An 18,788-nucleotide genomic window follows, 5' to 3' on the forward strand; every position below is an offset into this window, starting at 1 on the left:
GCTGGGGCGTTGCACGGCGTGTCATGCCACCTATCAGATCAGCGTTGCCAAGCAGCTTGCCGGGCAAGGTTCACAAAAAAATCACGGGAAGCACGAGGCGCATTCACACACGCATTAGGATAGCCTGATTGCAGTCGAGTCGTCATTGCTGGCAGTATGCCGCTCTCCCGGAGCGGGGGAAGCTTTCTTACTACCAGTCCGGAGAACAGTCAGAATGGCAGTTGCTGCCAGAGATGGTCGATTCTGGTTTTGACAGCTGCGTCCATTTCAATGGGGCGACCCCATTCACGTGTTGTTTCACCCGGCCATTTGTTTGTGGCATCCAGGCCCATTTTGCTGCCAAGCCCTGAAACCGGGCTGGCGAAATCGAGATAATCGATCGGGGTGTTTTCCACGATCAAAGTATCGCGTATCGGGTCGACCCGGGTAGTCATTGCCCAGACGACTTCCTTCCAGTCACGGATATCGATATCGTCATCGGTCACGATGATGAATTTGGTATACATGAACTGACGCAAAAAACTCCAGATACCGAACATGACACGCTTGGCATGGCCGGGATATTGCTTTTTCATGCTGACCACAGCGAGGCGGTAAGAACAGCCCTCCGGTGGCAGGTAAAAATCGGTAATTTCAGTGAATTGTTTCTGCAACAGCGGTACAAATACCTCGTTCAGTGCTACACCGAGAATGGCCGGCTCATCGGGCGGTTTTCCGGTGTAAGTGGAATGGTAAATCGGGCTGTGGCGCATGGTGATGCGTTCGATCGTGAAGACCGGAAAGGTTTCCTGCTCGTTGTAATAGCCGGTATGGTCACCGTAGGGGCCTTCCATCGCTGTTTCATCCGGATGAATATAGCCTTCCAATACGATTTCTGCACTGGCGGGAACTTGTAAATCATGCGTCAGGCATTTGACGACTTCAGTTTTTGCGCCGCGCAGTAAACCGGCGAACTGATATTCGCTCAGGCTGTCGGGAACGGGGGTCACTGCACCGAGGATAGTCGCCGGATCAGCACCCAGTGCAACGGCAACAGGGTAGGGTTGTCCCGGACAGGTCTGGCAAAAATCACGGTAATCCAGTGCTCCGCCGCGATGTGCCAGCCAGCGCATGATCACTTTGTTCGGAGCGATTACCTGCTGGCGGTAAATTCCCAGGTTCTGCCTGGATTTATGCGGACCGCGTGTCACCGTGAGCCCCCAAGTGATCAGTGGCGCCACGTCTCCCGGCCAGCAGGTCTGGATCGGTATTTTGCCCAGATCGACATCGGTACCTTCCCATATGATCTCCTGGCAAGGAGCACTGGTCAGTTGTTTAGGCGCCATATTGAGCACCTGCTTCAGTACCGGTAGTTTTTCCCAGGCATCGCGCAGTCCTTTGGGCGGATCGGGTTCCTTGAGATAGGCGAGCAGCTTGCCCACTTCACGCAGGGCGGAAACTGATGTCTGGCCCATGCCCAGCGCCACCCGTTCCGGCGTTCCGAACAGATTGCCCAGTACCGGAATGGTATGTCCGGCAGGCCGTTCGAACAGTACGGCCGGGCCGGCCTGTTTGAGCAGACGATCACAGATTTCCGTCATTTCCAGGTGAGGGTCGATTTCGATCTCCACGCGCTTCAGATCACCACGTTGCTCAAGCTGTACGAGGAAATCGCGTAAATCCTTATATTTCATAAATCAGGCCTGGTGGTTGTAAGTAAATTGAACGGAGTACGATGAAGTTGGAGCAGAACTGATCCTGAATTCTTATCGGAATGATTAACTGGTTTTGAACAGTGTATCCAGCAATATACCTGTAAATATGACCGCGCCGATCCAGTTGTTATGCAGAAATGCCTGGAAACAGGGGAAAGGTTCACGTTTGCGGATCATGCCGTATTGAACGATGACCAGGCACAGTGCGATCAGCAGTGCACCATAAAACCAGATGCCGCGCTGCAGCAATATACCTACGTAAGCCAAGATGCTCAGGAAAATGATATGGCATAGCAGAATTCCTGCCACATCAAACCGACCGAACGTGATAGCGGATGTTCTGATACCGATTTTCAGATCATCCGCCCGATCCACCAGCGCATATTCGGTATCGTAAGCAATCACCCAGAACAGATTGGCCAGCACCAGTAACCATGCAAGCGGTGGAACGGTACCGGTTTGTGCTGCAAATGCCATGGGAATACCGAAGCTGAACGCAATACCCAGGTATGCCTGCGGCATGGCAAAAAAGCGTTTGGTAAATGGATAGGAAGCCGCAAGGAATAGGGCGGGTACGGATAGCTGAATCGTCAGCAGATTGAGCGGCAGTATTAGCAGGAATGCGCACAAGCTCAAGCCGGTGGCGATCAGCAATGCTTCGCGTGCAGTAATGATGCCGGCAGCCAGCGGACGGTTGCGGGTGCGGGAAACGTGAGGATCGATGCGCCGGTCAGCAAAATCATTGATGGCGCAACCGGCAGAGCGCATCAGAACTGTACCGAGAACGAAAATCACCAGAATCATCGGATCCGGCATGCCGTCAGCCGCCAGCCACAATCCCCATAATGTTGGCCACAGTAGTAACAGGATGCCGATGGGTTTATCCAGCCGGATCAGTCGGGCATATGCGGAAAGCCGGTCCGCGAAAGTCATGTTTACAGAAGTCATAAGAATCGGTTCAGTAATATATCCGGGCCTGATGGATCAATCAGGATAAAGTATGGGGCATTTTACTACCGCCTCAGAGTCTGCGGATTGCGGGCAGAAATACTTCAGTCACGAGTATCGGCTGATGTTGGAGAATGAATAACGATCGCCTTGCCCAGAGATTGGCCGGGCGGTTCTGCAGCTGTTTGCAGGCACGCTCGAACAGTGGATGGTGTGGTTTCAGTTTCCTGAAGGCAAGAGGAGTGCGTTGTATCAGCGGATTGGTAAACAGCATGGTGCCCAGCGAGTGGTTGCCCAAGCGGCCCAGACCGCGCCATGCATCCCGTAAATGTTCTCTTCTGACGATAGAATGGGCAAATACAACCGGGGCTTCATCGCAGCGCAGATAAACCTCCCGTATCAGTGCTCGGCCCTGTCTGCGCAGATTCATGACTTCCAGCTCATCGATACAAGCTGTTGCCAGTGCCTGAAAAACGGGTTCGACACGGAAATGTTCACAGCGATCCTGGAGCAGACGAGTGAGGGAACCCCGGTGAGTCAACCACCAGTGAAGGTCGGTGGGAGCGGAAACAGGTGCAGGATGCCACGCCAGAGGCGGGTTAACCTTCATTACGGCAGGGAGGAGAGAACTGGGCAGTCAGCCGTGATACGAGTCTGTAAAAACCGTTCGGGGCCGGGCCGGTAACTGCCATATTGTTTTTTAGCCGTATCAGGCCGGTACCCGATTATGTGAAGTATGTTTACGCACTGTATCGAGCAATGCATCTTTGGTGAACGGCTTGGTGAGGTATTCGTCAGAGCCGACCATTCTGCCGCGCGCGCGATCGAACAACCCGCTCTTGCTGGAGAGCATGATAACGGGCACAGACTGGTATCTGGGGTTCTTTTTGATCAGCATGCAGGCCTGGTAGCCATCCAGCCGTGGCATGACGATATCCAGAAAAATGATATCCGGCTGACAGTCGATGATTTTGGCCATTGCATCAAATCCGTCTGTAGCCAGAATGACTTCACAACCGGAGTGTGCAAGAAAAATTTCTGCGCTGCGACGGATGGTATTGCTGTCGTCAACTACCATTACTTTGATATCTGCTAAATCATTTGCTGTTTCAGTCACGATTTCCCCTTATTTCCAAGGTTTCCTTGCTAAGCTATCTTTCCACTGCAGTCAGATTTTTGCCCGTTATGATAACGCATTATCAGCTGATTCAATTCAATCTGAATATTCTGCGGTGTCATCTTCGCCAGAAAGCAGGGGTGAAAACAATCATCAGCGTATAAAATTCCAGCCTGCCCAGGAACATGGCGAAGCTGCACAGCCAGATCTGGAAATCATTGAGCGATGCATAAGTCATAGCCGGACCGACTGCTCCCAAACCTGCGCCCAGATTGTTCAGACAGGCGACAGCAGCCGAGAAGGCGGTAATCTCGTCCAGACCGCTCAGCGTCAGTGCCAGCGTCATCAGAACGATACTGATCAGATAGACGAAAAAAAATCCCAGAATGGCAAAGATGATTTCATTGGTAATGATACTTCTGCCGATTTTGATCAGTGAAATTGCTCGCGGATGCATGATGATGATCATTTCACGAAAAAATTGCTGAAACAGGATACGTGCCCGGATCATTTTGATACCGCCGCCCGTCGAGCCCGAGGAGGTGCAGAAACCCGATAAAAACAGCATCCAGAGCGGGGCAAAGATCGGCCAGAGGGCATAGTCGGTGTTGCTGTAGCCGGCAGTAGTGGCAGTGGAAACCACATTGAAAGCTGCATAACGCAAGGCAACCAGAGGATCCGTGTAAATACCTTTTATCCAGAGGAACCCGGCTACTCCGATACAACTGGCCAGCGTAATCAGGATGTACAGTTTTGCTTCCGGGTCGACACGGTAAGGGGAGAAACTTTTGGCGCGCCAGGCAACGAAATGAGATGAGAAATTGATACCGGCAATCAGCATGAACAATATAGCGATTGCTTCGATCAGCGGAGAATTCCAGTATCCATAACTGGAGTCATGCGTGGAAAACCCTCCCAATCCCAGCGTGCTTAGCGCGTGAGCGATCGCATCGAATGAAGTCATTCCAGCCAGCCGGTAGGCAATCATGCAGGCGAGCGTTAGCGTGACATAGATCAACCATAATCGCTTGGCGGTCTCCGCGATTCGTGGCGTTAGTCGGGACTCTTTTATCGGCCCAGGGATCTCGGCGCTGAGAAGCTGCCTGCCTCCGACGCCCAGCATGGGCAGAATCGCCACGGCCAGGACGATCAGGCCCATCCCGCCCAGCCAGGCCAGGAGGCAGCGCCACAGATTGATGGCATATGGAAGCTCATCGAGCTCTGTCAGTATCGTTGCTCCGGTCGAGGTCAAACCGGAAGCTGCTTCAAAATACGATTTGGCGATACCGAGTTCGGGAAAATACCAGACCAGAGGCAGCATGCCAAACAAGGGTAGCGACAGCCAGACCAGCACCACCAGCAGAAAACCATCACGAATCTGCAACTCCTGTTTGAAACGATAAGTCAGCATCCATATGACAGCGCCACACCCGAGTGTAACCGATAGTGCATCGAGAAAAACCGACAGTGATCCATCCTGTGTCCAGTAGGCAACGCCGCAGGGGATCAGCAGAACCAGCCCGAACATCATGATCATCTTGCCCAGGATGTTGGCTACTGCCAGAAAATGACTGAGGACATGGCCCATGGTGCCTGATTACAGAAACCCCACATTTACTTGAAACAGTTTCTCCACCTGCCGTACCATTCTTTTGTTGACGACGAACAGGATGACATGATCATTCTGTTTGATCACGGTATCGTGATGGGCAATGATGACCTGTGCCTGCTTCCATTGGTCGAGGATACTGTCTTTTTCCTGTTCGGACAGGTTTCGGTAAACATCCCCCGGTGGCAATCCGCGCACGATAGCACCGATGGTGGTGCCTCTGGGCAGTTTGATTTCTTCGATTTTGCGGCCGACCACCCGGGAAGAACTGGCATCACCGTGTGCAACCAGTTCCAGCGCTTCGGCCGCACCGCGCCGCAGGCTATGAACTACTGCTACGTCTCCTTGACGGACGTAAGCTAGCAGCGATCCGATCGTGACCTGTGCAGGTGAAATAGCAATGTCGATGCCACTGCCTTGCATCAGATCCACGTACATACTGCGGTTGATCAGAGCGATCACCTTCCGTGCACCCATGCGCTTGGCCATTAACGCAGCCATGATGTTGTTTTCCTCATCATTAGTCAGTGCACAGAATATGTCCATTTCACTGATATTTTCACTCTCCAGCAGCTCTTCATCAGTAACATCACCATGCAGAATCAATGTGTTATGCAAATTCTGAGTCAGTGATTCACATACTTTGATATCCCGTTCGATGATCCGTACCTGGTGAGACTGTTGTAATACCTCGGCCAGCCGGCGGCCGATTCTGCCGCCTCCTGCAATCATGACTCGTCTCACGGGTTTATCCATGCGGCGTAATTCACCCATAGCGGCGCGAATATTACTGGAAGAAGCAATGAAAAATACTTCATCGCCTTCTTCGACGACAGTGCTCCCCTCTGGGATGATGGGGTGATTATGGCGGAAAATTGCTGCAACTCGGGTATCCAGATTGGGGGCATGCCGGCGTAACTCCTTCAATTGGCGTCCGATCAGCGGGCCGCCATGAATGGCTTTTACAGCTACCAGGCTGACCTTGCCGGAGGCAAAATCGAGCACCTGCAGCGCGCCCGGAAATTCGATCAGTTTTTCTATGTATTTGGTCAGTATCCGCTCCGGGCAAATCGCAAAATCGACACAGAAATTTTCCCGGGAGAATATATCCGGATGATCCAGATAATCCACGGTACGGATACGTGCGATCCGGGTAGGAGTATTGAACATGCTTGCAGCCAGCTTACATGCAACCAGATTGGTTTCATCGCTTCCGGTAAGCGCCAGTACCATGTCGGCATCTTCCATGCCCGCCTGAATCATGATATCAGGGTGAGAGGCACTGCCGACGACAGTACGCAAATCCAGCCGTTCCTGCAACAGGCTGAGTCTGCTCCGGGCCAGATCGACTACCGTAATATCGTTGGATTCGCTGGCCAGGCTTTCAGCCACGGTCGAACCGACACGGCCGGCTCCCAGGATGACGATTTTCATTAGAGATATCCGTTTTATAAGCTGATGATAGGGAGTGCAATAATTCGTGTGCTGTTTACCGGCAGGTCATGGAGCGGTGGTGTGTGAGGAGAAGAGTACCTCGTATTCATTATGCCGATCTCTGATCCGGGAAAGCAGGTTATATCGATCGCGTATATCGAGGCGGAGCATTCTACTCTTTTCGGTCTGTATCTGTCCTGATCAGACGGGTTTCTGCTTCTGTGCAGAGAATTTTTCCGGGAGTGATTGAAAATATCTGCAGGAGATTGAATATGTCTTAGTAATGCAGCCATTTCAGGGAAGCCACGCGCTGCTCGATCTTATCCATCATTTCCTGATAGCGAGGGCTGTCGATACTGCCAAAGCGTGCTTTGAAGGCAGTTTCAGACATATGTTCGGGAAGATCGGCCCAGTGTGGAATGAGGTCGGTATCACGTATCCCGGCCAGGATGATGTTCCGTATTCGGCGCGCCGAATCCTGGCTGGCCATGGCTTTCTCGGCAAAACGAGTTCCTGAGCGGTCCGCAATGAGATCGTTGAAGGAAAATCCACTGCCGGAACGTGAATCTTCCAACTCTTTATATAGACCGATGGCATTGGACAAGGTTGTATCCGAATAAGCGGTAATGACTGCAGAAGCCATGAAGTGCATGGCCAGATCATTGCGCCCATCCAGGATGACATTGATTTTGACAGGATCCGGCCAGTCAGCTGCTTCCGGGATGACTAGCCTGAGCGGAAATTGAACGACATGGAATGCCGTTATCAGAATCGCGGCACGGAATTCTTCCAGCACGTTTCCATCGGGTGAATGACGAACGGTTTCCTGCATGATCTGTGTCAGTATCTCTGACAGCGTCATTGTGTGTGAAGCCCGTTTACGATTCTGTTCGTTGAGAAAATGGTGATAGTGCGACAGCTTGTCCAGTGTCTGCCGGTCAAAAAAAGGCAGACTGATGGGGGAGTAACTGGCCTTGTCGATTCCCCATCCTTTCCAGAAATAAGAAATTGCTACTTCGTTACGGGAAAATCGCAGTTTTCTGAAAGCATCGAGACCGGCGCGTGCATCCGGGCTGGCAGTCTGCAGCCATGACAGCAGTTGTCCGGTCAGTTGGCCGGCAATAATATCCGGGATCTGCATACTCCCGATACTTACCGAGCTGAGTTCAGGAATGCTTTTGCCTTCAGTCAGTGTGGCCTGCAGATTGAGATAACCCGTGATCATCCCCGAGGGTATCGGCAGGCTGAGCTGTATCTGTGCACTTTTGTCATGCATGATAACTTTTGCATATCCTTGGGCAAGATGGTACGCCATATAATTCAGCGCGTTATCGAGATCATCTGCCTGGATTCTGACTATGGCCGATGTACCCGGGCGTACCTGATAACGATGTGTGTCGAGAATATTTTTGGCACGGGCAATCTGCTCGGGTGTGATGGAGATTTCCCGTTCAACCCGAGGATGGCTGTCGACAGCGAGATAAGTCATGAGTGCCAGGGCGGTAACCAGAATGAAAATGCAGATGCCTGTCAGAGTGAGTAATTTCCACATGCCGGATGAACGTTGTCGGGTATCGGGCCGGCCATTTTCAGGTGGCCGGTTGCTTTATTGTTTATGGTAGGAATCGATGAAATACTGACTATCTTGAGTGTCTATGTACTCGCTACTCGCTCACCACCAAAACCGGTAGGGCCGGTAATACCCGTTGTAGAAAAACGGGTGGCCATATCCATAATAACCAGGATAGGGCCCGTAACGGTACAGGTTGTCTTCACGATAGGATTGTGGCCAGAGATGGATGGTTTTGGCGGTAATGAGCGGAATATGGATAGTTTTGTTTCCGACCGTGCGTTCGATATTCCCTTTCACTGTGCCGATGACGGTTACTTCCACGCCTTTGGTATAAATTGCCGGATCGAGAAACTCACTGACCTCTACTGCGAAACGCCCTTCTCCGAGTTTTCTGGTTTGCGGGTATCCGTTGCGATCGAGCGGATAAAAAAGTATCTGTATCAGACTGAAATCCGTTTCGTTTTCTACCTCGATCACAGTTCCTCCCCAGCGAACCGGTGCATCCTTATAGGTTTCAGCGTTTTGGCTGACTGGCTGATAGGGGATATCCACTGCTGAAAAATTTCTGATTTCAGGCGGCATGCTGGTGCATGCGCCGACGAGAAACAGAGCGCACGATAGGAGAAGAGGCAGGGTATGGGTTTTCATATTTTTCCTCGACTGATAAGGTGGAAAAGTGTGAACTTTAAATTAGACAAACACTCCACCTGGATGTTCGGCTCAGACGATACACGATTTACCAGGTTTCTGATCAAACCAGTTTATTCCGTTTGATTGAAAGGTATAATAACGACTTTTACATCCGGCTTTGGATTATCTTGCCTGATTTCATTTTCCACATGTTTTCATATAGCGCAGCCGGCTCAACACAAGATATAAGGCTGAAAGATCACTGATATGGATCAGTCTTCTATCCTTGATTTCAGGAGCGGTACTTTTTTTGCACCCATTCTGGTTCTGTACGGCAATGATCTGGAAAAGATCGAGCAGCGATTGCGGGAGAAAATTGCAAGTGCTCCCGATTTCTTCAGCAATTCCCCTGTATTGTTCGATTTGAGTGAACTGAATGAGAATGACAAAAAGGTCGATGTTGAAGCGCTCATATCACTCCTTCGTAAATTGAGCCTGTTCCCTGTCGGAATCAGGGGAGGGGATTCTTTACAGGAAACGCGGGCGTTGGAATTATTCGTTTCGATCGATTCCGGTCGCAGTCGCAATGACACCCTTCTGCCGGAGGTACAAAGAAAAGATGACACCATACCCGAAGTTCAGCCAGTGGTTAGAGAGGCGGTGCATGCACCTGCAATGATGATTACCCAGCCGGTGCGCTCGGGTCAGCGTATCTATGCTGCCAGCGATCTCGTGATTCTGGCACAGGTGAGTGCCGGTGCGGAAATCATGGCTGAAGGCAATATCCATGTTTACAACACGCTGAGAGGGCGGGCGCTGGCCGGTGTGCAAGGGGATACTGCTGCCAGGTTTTTCTGTCTGGATCTGCAAGCGGAGCTGGTTTCGATTGCGGGTATTTATAAAACCAGCGAAGATTTGAAAGGAACTTCCAAGAAGAAGCCGGTGCAGGTCTATTTGCGCGATCAGGCACTGATCATTGAAGAATTGAGCTGAAAATATTTCTGAGAAGGAGATTCAATTGGCAAGAATCATCGTCGTAACGTCAGGGAAGGGGGGGGTCGGTAAAACCACGACCAGTGCCGCGATCGCCATGGGATTGGCTAAAAGGGGGCATAAAACGGCTGTCATCGATTTTGACGTCGGTCTGCGCAATCTGGATTTGATCATGGGATGCGAGCGTCGTGTAGTGTACGATTTTGTCAATGTTATCAATGGTGAGGCAAATCTCAATCAGGCGCTGATCAAGGATAAAAACTGCAATCAGCTCTATATCCTTCCTGCGTCGCAGACACGCGATAAGGATGCGCTGAGTCTGGAAGGTGTTGGCAGGGTGCTGGAGGAACTTTCCAAGGATTTCAAATATATCGTGTGTGATTCACCTGCAGGTATCGAGAAGGGAGCCTACCTCTCCATGTATTATGCGGATGATGCATTTGTCGTGACCAATCCGGAAGTTTCATCCGTAAGGGATTCGGATCGTATGCTGGGAATACTGGCAAGCAAATCGCGCCGGGCCGAGTTGAACATGGAGCCCATCAAAGAATATCTGTTGTTGACGCGCTATGATCCGGACCGGGTTGAATCCGGTGAAATGCTGGGCCTGGGTGATGTACAGGAGATTTTGTCGTTACATCTGCTGGGCGTCATTCCGGAATCCAAATCGGTATTGAATGCATCTAATTCGGGGGTTCCCGTAATTCTGGACGAGAAAAGCGATGCGGGACAGGCTTATGCGGATGTGGTAGCACGTTATCTTGGAGAAAAAAGACCACTCCGTTTCATTGACAGTAAAAAAGGATTTCTCAGAAAGCTGTTCGGAGGTAAATAATGAGCTTGCTGGATTATTTCAGATCATCTAAATCTAAAACAGCTTCGGTTGCCAAGGAAAGATTGCAGATTCTCGTTGCGCATGAGCGTTATTATCGTAACAAACCCTCTTATCTGCCTCAGTTGCAGGAAGAGTTGATGCAAGTTATCCGCAAGTACGTACAAGTGGATCAGGATGCCATCTCTGTTAAATTCGAACAGGATGACAACCAGGAAACACTCGAATTGAATATCATTCTGCCGGATTCACAAAATACGCGGAATACTCAGCAGGATGCGGTGCGAAATACATTTTGAACGATCATATTCTGCTGAATCGTCAAAATTACCGAAGGAGGGCTATCTGCCAGATCTCCTGAAATGAATGACATCGTGTTTTCCTGCGTTCCCGGTTTGAGTGCCTGGAAAATGGTATACAGGAGTTGGATGCTGGGCATTATCCTGATTCTGGTCGGGTGTGCCGGGCCGGAGGTTCGTCAGGGAGAAATGGCTACGGTCGTCATTCAACCGGTACATGAGCAATCTGCTATCGTGAATGAACCTTTTATACTCGCTGGCAGGTTAGTAGTGAATGCCAGACAGCACCGGTTTTCAGGAGGAATTCGGTGGCAGCATACCAGGCAGGGCGATGAAATTTACCTGTTCTCCCCGCTTGGACAGGTCATTGCAGAGATTTTCAGAGATCAGACCGGAGTGCGCCTGGTTACTTCTGAGCCTGCCGTTTATCAAGCACAGGATGCGGAGTATCTCACCAGTCAGGTACTGGGCTGGGAGCTGCCCCTTGCTGGTATGCAGTTCTGGGTGCGCGGGATACATTTTCCAGGTACAGTCGCCGAAAAGGATCTGGATAAAAACAGACGTACGGTAGCCATTCGTCAGGATGGATGGCAGGTGGTTTATCGGAGTTATTACCCTGAACGGGAAGGCATGGCCATTTTACCAAAATTACTAGAATTCAGCCGGCCAAATGTGAAAATGAGGTTGCTGGTCGATCAGTGGCAGGGCGAAACAAAGAGTGGTAACGCCACGGGTACAGAGTTACCTTAATAATTTTTCTTTCTCGTGTATGGACATATTTCCAGCGCCGGCCAAACTCAATCTGTTTCTGCACGTGATCGGGCGTCGGGAAGATGGTTACCATCTGTTGCAGACTGTCTTCCGATTTATCGATTATTCGGATCGACTGCGTTTTGAGGTCACTCATGATGGAGACATCAGGCATATGAATCTGATCCCCGGCCTGACGGAAACGGATGATTTATGTGTTCGGGCAGCAAAATTGTTGCGGCAAAGATCCGGCCGAGAGTCGCTCGGAGTGAAAATTCGCCTGGAAAAAAACATTCCGCTGGGAGGCGGATTGGGTGGAGGAAGTTCCGATGCAGCCACAACGCTGATTGCCCTGAACAGGTTGTGGGGGATCGACTGGGAAAGAGAACGTCTGATGGCGCTGGGATTGGAACTGGGGGCCGATGTGCCGGTATTCATCTATGGCAGGAATGCATTTGCCGAAGGAGTGGGGGAAGAACTGCACACTGTCGATTTGCCACCAGCGTGGTATGTCGTGCTGACGCCGCCTGTCCGAATTTCCACAGCGACAGTTTTCACCAGCAAAGAGTTGACACGAAATACAATTCCTATCAAAATGGCGGCCTTTTCCATGGGACAGGGGCATAATGACCTTGAGCCCGTTGCAGTGCGGATGCAACCCGTCATTGCCGAATGGCTGGAATGGTTGAAGCAGCAGCATGGTGCGACGAAAGTAGCGATGAGTGGTTCCGGATCGTGTGTATTTGCAGAGTTCCCTTCTGAATCGGCTGCGCGCAAGGTATTCGGGCGGTTGCCGGGTGATATGAGCGGATTTGTCGTGTCGGGGCTTGCAAGACATCCTTTGTTGGATTTTTAGAAAATTTTTTGGGGAGTCGCCAAGTGGTAAGGCACCGGATTTTGATTCCGGCATTCGTAGGTTCGATCCCTACCTCCCCAGCCAGATCCCAACGAATCTGCCAGTATCATGGCAGGTATCGCGCAAGTGGTCAGGTCAGCCTGTATCGTCTTTTAAACCGGATGTAAAAGTTACCCATGTCCTATGACAGCCTGATGGTTTTTACCGGAACGGCCAATCCTAAACTGGCACATGATGTAGTCAAATATCTGAACATCAATCTCGGGCGTGCAAACGTTGGACGTTTCAGTGATGGCGAGGTCATGGTGGAGATACTCGAGAATGTCAGGGGTAATGATGTTTTTGTATTGCAATCCACCTGTACACCGACCAATGACAGCTTAATGGAAATTCTTGTGGTTGTCGATGCGCTGAAACGCGCTTCAGCCAGTCGTGTTACTGCGGCAATTCCCTATTTCGGCTATGCGCGGCAAGACAGGAGAACCCGGTCTGCGCGAGTACCCATTACCGCCAAAGTTGTGGCAAATATGCTAACCAGTGTCGGAGTGGACAGAGTGCTGACCATGGATTTGCATTCCGACCAAATTCAGGGGTTTTTCGATATTCCGGTCGATAATGTCTACGGTATGCCGATTCTGCTCGGAGATATCTGGAAGCACGACTATCAGGACCTGATCGTCGTCTCACCCGATGTGGGTGGTGTGGTGCGTGCACGCCATCTTGCCAAGCGTCTGGAATGTGATCTGGCCATTATAGACAAGCGGCGTCCCAAACCGAATGAATCCAAGGTCATGAACATCATCGGTGACGTCGAGGGGCGCACCTGTGTGATCATAGATGATATGGTGGATACGGCAAACACATTATGTGAAGCGGCATCCGCGCTGAAACGGGAGGGTGCGGCCAGTGTGATTGCTTATTCGACTCATGCGGTTCTGTCGGGGACGGCAGTGGAACGTGTCCAAAATTCAGATCTGGATAAACTGGTGGTGACGGATACCATTCCGTTAAGAGAAGATGCCAGTAAATGTAACCGTATTCATCAGTTAAGTGTAGCCAGCCTGCTGGGTGAATCCATGCTCAGGATCAGTAACGAAAGTTCGCTGAGCTCGCTGTTTATGGAATGAGATAATTTTCTGGTTCGTTCGCGGGTGGACGAACTATTTGTTTTCAGGAGAATGGAATGCAAATCGAAATCAGTGCCCACAGTCGTAAATTACATGGAACCGGCGCAAATCGTCGCCTGCGTTCTCAGGGAAGATTGCCGGGGGTCATTTATGGTGGTAATGGTACCGCACAATCGATCGAGCTCGATCACAAAGACCTGTACTACAAGCTGAAGATGGAAGCTTTTCATGCGTCCATCCTTTCGATCAGCGTCGATGGTAAAAAGGAACAGGTGCTTTTGCGGGATGTGCAAATGCACCCGTTCAAGCAACAGGTGCTGCACGTCGATTTTCAGCGTGTCAGACAGGACCAGAAAATCCACGTAAAAGTACCGCTGCATTTTATTAATGCTGATATTGCGCCAGGGGTCAAGTTGTCGGGCGGGATGATCAGCCACGTGGCAACCGAGATCGAAGTATCCTGTCTGCCTAAAGATCTGCCTGAATTCATCACGGTGGATCTGTCCGGCATGACGGCTGGCAGTACGCTGCATTTGAGTGATCTGGTACTGCCGGAAAATATCGAAATACCTGCCTTGTTGAAAGGTGACAATCTGCCAGTGGCTACACTTATTGCGAAGCGTGGAGAAGCCGGCGAAGCTAGCGAAGAATAAACCTGATTCTATTTGTATGCCAGGGAGTATCTCCCTGGCATGGTTTACCTCAATTGCAATCCACTCTTAAGCCCGTTCACCTTCTTCTGAATTCCTTGTTGCCGGAACCGCACTGAGTGATGGAACTACCCGTAAAGCTGGTGGTTGGCCTTGGCAATCCGGGCGAAAAATATGCCTCGACCCGCCATAACGTTGGCTTTGACTGGTTGGATCGTCTGGCTGGCTCTCAGGGGGTTGCATTTTCGCTGGAAACCCGGTTTCGCGGGCTGTGTGCACGCATCATGCTGGCCGATACCGATATCTGGCTGCTCAAACCCCAAACCTACATGAATGCCAGCGGTATGTCGGTTGCTGCTGTATGCCGCTATTACAAAATAGTGCCTGAACAGATGCTGCTCGTTCACGATGAACTGGATCTGCAGCCTGGCGTCATCAAACTGAAATCCGGTGGCGGGACCGGGGGGCACAACGGCCTTAAAAGTATCGTCGCGGACCTTTCCAGCCGGGTTTTCTGGCGATTGCGGATCGGCGTGGGGCATCCGGGAGATCGGAATCAGGTGGTGGATTATGTCCTGCATCCTCCGCGCAGGGAAGAAGCCGCACTGATTGATGAAGCAATAGCCCATAGCATGCAGGTATGGCCGCTGATCGCCCGGGGAGATTTTGCCGCAGCAATGCAGCGACTGCATACCCCGCAGGAAAATTGAAAAACTGAGAAATATCTCACCTGTAAGCCGCTTTCTGGATCGCTTTCAGGAAATCGATGGAAACCGGATTATGAGCCTGAAATGTGGAATCGTCGGTTTGCCCAATGTTGGCAAATCCACTTTGTTTAATGCATTGACCAAAGCGGGTATCGCTGCAGAAAATTATCCGTTTTGCACCATCGAGCCCAACGTTGGCATCGTTGAAGTACCGGACTCACGCCTCACCGAGCTGAGCAGAATCGTCAATCCGCAGCGCGTGCAACCGGCCATCGTAGAATTCGTCGATATTGCCGGACTGGTGGCGGGTGCTTCCAAGGGAGAGGGGCTGGGAAACCAGTTTCTTGCCAACATTCGTGAAACAGACGCCATCGTCAACGTTGTGCGTTGTTTCGATGATCCGAACGTCGTGCACGTTGCCGGTAAGGTCGATCCACTGGCTGATATCGTAGTTATCCTGACCGAACTGGCACTGGCCGATCTTGCTACCGTGGACAAAGTCATTGCGCGTGACGGCAAGAAAGCGAAATCCGGTGACAAGGAAGCAATCAAACTGGTTGCGGTGCTTGAAAAACTGGTACCACATCTCAATCAGGGGCAGCCAGCGCGCACATTCCAGTTTTCAGATGAGGAAAAGGAAATCATCAGGCCGCTGTGCCTGCTGACGATCAAGCCCGCCATGTATGTGGGTAACGTGCTAGAAGACGGTTTCGAGAACAACCTGTATCTCGATCAGCTGCGTGAATACGCAGCAAAGGAAAATGCACCGGTCGTAGCGCTGTGTGCCAAGATCGAAGCTGAACTGGCCGATCTCGACGAAGCGGATAAAAAGGAATTCCTGGCCGATCTAGGGCTGGAAGAACCGGGTCTCAACCGCCTGATTCGTGCGGGTTACGATCTGCTGGGCCTGCAAACTTATTTCACCGCTGGTGTAAAGGAAGTGCGTGCCTGGACCATACACAAAGGTAATACTGCCCCCCAGGCAGCAGGCGTGATCCACACGGACTTTGAAAAAGGTTTCATCCGGGCACAAACCGTATCCTATGCTGATTTCATTGCCTGCGGCGGTGAAGCAGGCGCGAAGGAAAAAGGCAAAATGCGAGTGGAAGGCAAGGATTACACCGTTCAGGATGGTGATGTGATGCATTTCCTGTTCAATGTATAAATTATAACTTTCCAGCGTTTATCCTAAAAACCGCAGTTGGACGCATCCGGATGTGCGTCTGGCACACAGCCAGACAGCGTGCCAGACGTGCAATCGGGTTGCAGAGTCTCACCCACCGGGTTGGCATGGGCGAAAGTGGCAAGCTCACTCCCCATCAGGGTTTCCAGAGGTTGATAAGCAATCAACTGCAGTTCTTAGAGAACCTTTGAGAAACGTCAACGAGGCAGTCAGTTCAAGGCAAAAAACGGCGAGAAAGCGGAGTTTATACGTAATAAATGAGCATTTTAAGCTGATTTTTAACGCAGAAATGGCAACGCAGGTAGTTTTTCAGAAGTTTCCTTAGGTTTGTAGCTTTTCTCGCCGCTTTGCCTGCTGTGTTCAGCGCGGAAGAACCGTAGTAACTTGCTTATTCTGTCCCCCATCATTGCCGCTATCCTTGAGGGTTCCCTCACTCCGACGGCCAGTATGCTCCGCTGGAGCAAGGCGGATTGTATTCCTACGCGGAGCGTGGGAACGATCAAGCCGGTGATTTGGTATAGCGGATGAGGGTGAGCAAATATTGTCCTTGCGAGGAGGCGTAGCCGACGCGGCAATCCAGCACAGTAGATGCAGTGCGTATCTCACCGCATCCTGCCGCGTTCTGCTGGAACCTGTGCTCAGTAACTGTACTGCATACTCACTAGGAAATTGCGGGGTGTGCCGTACCAGTTCCCAATTGAACTGGTGCCCACGGTTTGGTAATACTTCTTATCGAAGACATTGTTAACGTTGAGGGTTGCAGACCAGTGCTTATTGAGGCGATATTGTGCAAATAGATCAACCAGTACACGTCCCGGTTCAGTAAACTCATAGTTGACTGATGGACCATTATATAATCCAGTTGTTGCATTAAAAGCACGTGCTGTACCGCTTACGTAGTTGCCACTTTGCGCAGTGATACCACCGCCCAGTTTCAGGCCACTCAGTATGCCTCTCAACTCATAACTCGACCATAATTTAAACAAGTGTTTAGGCGTGATTGTGCTGTAGCGGATGCTGTCTGCCTTATTCTCATTGTCGTTGAACGTGTAACCGGCCAGAACTTGCCAGCCATCGACGATCTCACCACTGACCTCAATGTCCACTCCTCGGCTGGTGATGCGGCCACCATCGAGATAACAGCAGCTGCTACCTAGATCGCCAGAAAAAGGCGGATAGGATGGGTCTTGTATCGCCTGACCATTGCGTTTGATAGAAAAGAAAGCAAGCGCTGTATTTAGTCGTTCATTGAACAGACTGCCCTTGACACCGATTTCATAACTGCGTCCAGTGATAGGCTTGAGTGGCGTGCCGGGCAAAGGTCCTTTGCGGCTGCTTGCCTGCGATTGATAAGTTTCAGCGAAGCTGGCATAGGTTGTCCATTGCTCTGTCAAATCATAAACCAAGCCTAGATAAGGTGTAAAAATCGTGTTATCTTCATATTGCGTTAAAAGCGTGAAAGTGGTTGCGCCCGTATTTTGGTCAAATCTATCAAAGTTATAATCGTACTTGTACCAGCTAAAACGTCCGCCGACAACGAGCGTGAGTGGATCGGTTATTTTTGCCGCCAATGATCCATAGACCCCTTTCTGTGTGATTGTGGTTTTTTCTTCATTGGTTAAAAAGTAAGGATCATTGAATCGATAATCCGCCGGATTAAACTCGAAAATGTTAGGAATCTGGATATTACTCCCAATGCGCCTATAATTTACCGTACCACTCTTGTATCGGTTTATATTTGTACCCAAGATTACCTTGTGTTCTCGGCCCAGCAGATGGAATGCTCCTTTAAGTACAGCATCCAGCGTTTGTTGTGTTTCAGTGCGATCATTTAACCAGCCGTGTCCTCCATTGCTGTAAAAACCGGATAAGGTGATTGGGTCAACCGCGCCCCACCAAAGAAAATCTCTTTGATTAACCTTGCTGTGCGCGCGTGATGCTTCGATACCTAGGGTCCAATTCGTTCCGATTGCTTGATCGATGCGGAGGAACTGCCTGTTGTTCTTCCTCGACCATTGATCATCGTTCGTACCGAAAAAAGTGCTGCGTGGCAGACCGAGGTCCTCTCCATGCGAGTAGCGTGGAAGACCCCAGCGCCAATTCGTGCTGTCTTGACGCATGAAATCGCTACCGAGGGTGAGCAGAGTGCTATCGGTGATGTCTGCTTCGACGATGCCATAAAACAGATATTTATCGCTCTTGGCGACATCGTAGAAATATTTTCGATCCTCATAAACACCGACGAGACGCCCGCGAATACGCCCTTCCGCCATGATCGGGCCCCCAACATCAAGTTCGCCGCGATAATTGTTCCAGCTGCCTGCATGAGCTAGTTGTTTAGTCCCGCGATGTACTGGTGTAATATATAACCAGTTACCGAAGGAGG

Annotated in this window: 19 protein-coding genes and 1 tRNA gene; 10 read left to right on the forward strand and 10 right to left on the reverse strand. The window is 50.7% G+C overall.

Going from position 1 to position 18,788, the window contains the following annotated elements; all coding sequences use genetic code 11:
* Window positions 1–209: 209 nt before the first annotated feature.
* From ubiD to ABUL11_RS09275, 8 genes are all read right to left on the reverse strand, one after another.
* Window positions 210–1,673: a 4-hydroxy-3-polyprenylbenzoate decarboxylase gene (gene ubiD, locus ABUL11_RS09240; protein WP_350283566.1), complete on the reverse strand. Its 1,464-nt coding sequence runs from the start codon at window positions 1,671–1,673 to the stop codon at window positions 210–212.
* Window positions 1,674–1,757: 84 nt separating this feature from the next.
* Entirely contained in the window at window positions 1,758–2,627 is an 870-nt protein-coding gene (gene ubiA / locus ABUL11_RS09245) for a 4-hydroxybenzoate octaprenyltransferase (protein ID WP_350283567.1), read from the reverse strand.
* An 88-nt stretch (window positions 2,628–2,715) separates the two neighbouring features.
* Window positions 2,716–3,252 carry a chorismate--pyruvate lyase family protein gene (locus ABUL11_RS09250; protein ID WP_350283568.1) on the reverse strand — a complete coding sequence of 179 codons (537 nt, stop codon included), beginning with the start codon at window positions 3,250–3,252 and terminating at the stop codon, window positions 2,716–2,718.
* 99 nt (window positions 3,253–3,351) lie between these two features.
* Window positions 3,352–3,720: a response regulator gene (locus ABUL11_RS09255; protein WP_350283584.1), complete on the reverse strand. Its 369-nt coding sequence runs from the start codon at window positions 3,718–3,720 to the stop codon at window positions 3,352–3,354.
* A gap of 157 nt (window positions 3,721–3,877) precedes the next feature.
* Window positions 3,878–5,347, reverse strand: a complete 1,470-nt coding sequence (locus ABUL11_RS09260) for a TrkH family potassium uptake protein (RefSeq protein WP_350283569.1) — start codon at window positions 5,345–5,347, stop codon at window positions 3,878–3,880.
* Between the two features lie 9 nt (window positions 5,348–5,356).
* Window positions 5,357–6,802 (reverse strand): Trk system potassium transporter TrkA, encoded by a 1,446-nt coding sequence (gene trkA, locus ABUL11_RS09265; RefSeq protein ID WP_350283570.1) that lies wholly within the window; start codon window positions 6,800–6,802, stop codon window positions 5,357–5,359.
* Window positions 6,803–7,079: 277 nt separating this feature from the next.
* The gene (locus ABUL11_RS09270) at window positions 7,080–8,354 is read right to left on the reverse strand and encodes a YfiM family lipoprotein (RefSeq protein ID WP_350283571.1); all 1,275 of its coding nucleotides are present in this window, start codon (window positions 8,352–8,354) and stop codon (window positions 7,080–7,082) included.
* 120 nt (window positions 8,355–8,474) lie between these two features.
* Entirely contained in the window at window positions 8,475–9,023 is a 549-nt protein-coding gene (locus tag ABUL11_RS09275) for a Slp family lipoprotein (protein ID WP_350283572.1), read from the reverse strand.
* A gap of 249 nt (window positions 9,024–9,272) precedes the next feature.
* On the opposite strand from ABUL11_RS09275, the gene minC reads away from it, so the two are divergent.
* From minC to ychF, 10 genes are all read left to right on the forward strand, one after another.
* Window positions 9,273–9,998: a septum site-determining protein MinC gene (gene minC, locus ABUL11_RS09280; RefSeq protein ID WP_350283573.1), complete on the forward strand. Its 726-nt coding sequence runs from the start codon at window positions 9,273–9,275 to the stop codon at window positions 9,996–9,998.
* Window positions 9,999–10,023: 25 nt separating this feature from the next.
* The gene (gene minD / locus ABUL11_RS09285; RefSeq protein ID WP_350283574.1) at window positions 10,024–10,833 is read left to right on the forward strand and encodes a septum site-determining protein MinD; all 810 of its coding nucleotides are present in this window, start codon (window positions 10,024–10,026) and stop codon (window positions 10,831–10,833) included.
* Window positions 10,833–11,129, forward strand: a complete 297-nt coding sequence (gene minE / locus ABUL11_RS09290) for a cell division topological specificity factor MinE (protein ID WP_350283575.1) — start codon at window positions 10,833–10,835, stop codon at window positions 11,127–11,129. The genes minD and minE overlap by 1 nt, the downstream gene beginning before the upstream one ends.
* A gap of 129 nt (window positions 11,130–11,258) precedes the next feature.
* Window positions 11,259–11,879, forward strand: a complete 621-nt coding sequence (lolB, locus tag ABUL11_RS09295; protein ID WP_350283576.1) for a lipoprotein insertase outer membrane protein LolB — start codon at window positions 11,259–11,261, stop codon at window positions 11,877–11,879.
* A gap of 19 nt (window positions 11,880–11,898) precedes the next feature.
* Window positions 11,899–12,735: a 4-(cytidine 5'-diphospho)-2-C-methyl-D-erythritol kinase gene (gene ispE, locus ABUL11_RS09300; RefSeq protein ID WP_350283577.1), complete on the forward strand. Its 837-nt coding sequence runs from the start codon at window positions 11,899–11,901 to the stop codon at window positions 12,733–12,735.
* A gap of 9 nt (window positions 12,736–12,744) precedes the next feature.
* A tRNA-Gln gene (locus ABUL11_RS09305) sits at window positions 12,745–12,819 on the forward strand.
* A gap of 92 nt (window positions 12,820–12,911) precedes the next feature.
* The gene (locus ABUL11_RS09310; protein ID WP_350283578.1) at window positions 12,912–13,862 is read left to right on the forward strand and encodes a ribose-phosphate pyrophosphokinase; all 951 of its coding nucleotides are present in this window, start codon (window positions 12,912–12,914) and stop codon (window positions 13,860–13,862) included.
* Between the two features lie 56 nt (window positions 13,863–13,918).
* A complete protein-coding gene (locus tag ABUL11_RS09315; protein WP_350283579.1) occupies window positions 13,919–14,515 on the forward strand; it encodes a 50S ribosomal protein L25/general stress protein Ctc in 597 nt (198 codons plus the stop codon).
* Window positions 14,516–14,634: 119 nt separating this feature from the next.
* Complete coding sequence (pth, locus tag ABUL11_RS09320; RefSeq protein WP_350283580.1) at window positions 14,635–15,222, forward strand: aminoacyl-tRNA hydrolase; 588 nt, start codon at window positions 14,635–14,637, stop codon at window positions 15,220–15,222.
* A 70-nt stretch (window positions 15,223–15,292) separates the two neighbouring features.
* Entirely contained in the window at window positions 15,293–16,384 is a 1,092-nt protein-coding gene (gene ychF / locus ABUL11_RS09325) for a redox-regulated ATPase YchF (protein WP_350283581.1), read from the forward strand.
* A 23-nt stretch (window positions 16,385–16,407) separates the two neighbouring features.
* Here the strand turns inward: ychF and ABUL11_RS09330 are convergent, their stop codons facing one another.
* A complete protein-coding gene (locus ABUL11_RS09330) occupies window positions 16,408–16,539 on the reverse strand; it encodes a hypothetical protein (RefSeq protein ID WP_350283582.1) in 132 nt (43 codons plus the stop codon).
* Between the two features lie 501 nt (window positions 16,540–17,040).
* Window positions 17,041–18,788 (reverse strand): TonB-dependent siderophore receptor (locus ABUL11_RS09335; RefSeq protein ID WP_350283583.1); only part of this gene is annotated, 1,748 nt, incomplete at its 5' end.

It is taken from the genome of Nitrosomonas sp. (genome assembly GCF_040256045.1).
Taxonomy (GTDB): domain Bacteria; phylum Pseudomonadota; class Gammaproteobacteria; order Burkholderiales; family Nitrosomonadaceae; genus Nitrosomonas.

Excerpts from the sequence above, each read along its gene's own strand:
- ABUL11_RS09330 (WP_350283582.1), bottom strand. The coding sequence starts at position 16,539 with ATGGGGAGTGAGCTTGCCACTTTCGCCCATGCCAACCCGGTGGGTGAG.
- ABUL11_RS09275 (WP_350283572.1), bottom strand. The coding sequence starts at position 9,023 with ATGAAAACCCATACCCTGCCTCTTCTCCTATCGTGCGCTCTGTTTCTC.
- ABUL11_RS09250 (WP_350283568.1), bottom strand. The coding sequence starts at position 3,252 with ATGAAGGTTAACCCGCCTCTGGCGTGGCATCCTGCACCTGTTTCCGCT.
- ABUL11_RS09310 (WP_350283578.1), top strand. The coding sequence starts at position 12,912 with ATGTCCTATGACAGCCTGATGGTTTTTACCGGAACGGCCAATCCTAAA.
- ychF (WP_350283581.1), top strand. The coding sequence starts at position 15,293 with ATGAGCCTGAAATGTGGAATCGTCGGTTTGCCCAATGTTGGCAAATCC.
- minC (WP_350283573.1), top strand. The coding sequence starts at position 9,273 with ATGGATCAGTCTTCTATCCTTGATTTCAGGAGCGGTACTTTTTTTGCA.
- ABUL11_RS09260 (WP_350283569.1), bottom strand. The coding sequence starts at position 5,347 with ATGGGCCATGTCCTCAGTCATTTTCTGGCAGTAGCCAACATCCTGGGC.
- ABUL11_RS09255 (WP_350283584.1), bottom strand. The coding sequence starts at position 3,720 with ATGGTAGTTGACGACAGCAATACCATCCGTCGCAGCGCAGAAATTTTT.
- ubiD (WP_350283566.1), bottom strand. The coding sequence starts at position 1,673 with ATGAAATATAAGGATTTACGCGATTTCCTCGTACAGCTTGAGCAACGT.
- ispE (WP_350283577.1), top strand. The coding sequence starts at position 11,899 with ATGGACATATTTCCAGCGCCGGCCAAACTCAATCTGTTTCTGCACGTG.
- lolB (WP_350283576.1), top strand. The coding sequence starts at position 11,259 with ATGCTGGGCATTATCCTGATTCTGGTCGGGTGTGCCGGGCCGGAGGTT.
- ubiA (WP_350283567.1), bottom strand. The coding sequence starts at position 2,627 with ATGACTTTCGCGGACCGGCTTTCCGCATATGCCCGACTGATCCGGCTG.
- ABUL11_RS09270 (WP_350283571.1), bottom strand. The coding sequence starts at position 8,354 with ATGTGGAAATTACTCACTCTGACAGGCATCTGCATTTTCATTCTGGTT.
- pth (WP_350283580.1), top strand. The coding sequence starts at position 14,635 with ATGGAACTACCCGTAAAGCTGGTGGTTGGCCTTGGCAATCCGGGCGAA.
- trkA (WP_350283570.1), bottom strand. The coding sequence starts at position 6,802 with ATGAAAATCGTCATCCTGGGAGCCGGCCGTGTCGGTTCGACCGTGGCT.
- minE (WP_350283575.1), top strand. The coding sequence starts at position 10,833 with ATGAGCTTGCTGGATTATTTCAGATCATCTAAATCTAAAACAGCTTCG.
- ABUL11_RS09315 (WP_350283579.1), top strand. The coding sequence starts at position 13,919 with ATGCAAATCGAAATCAGTGCCCACAGTCGTAAATTACATGGAACCGGC.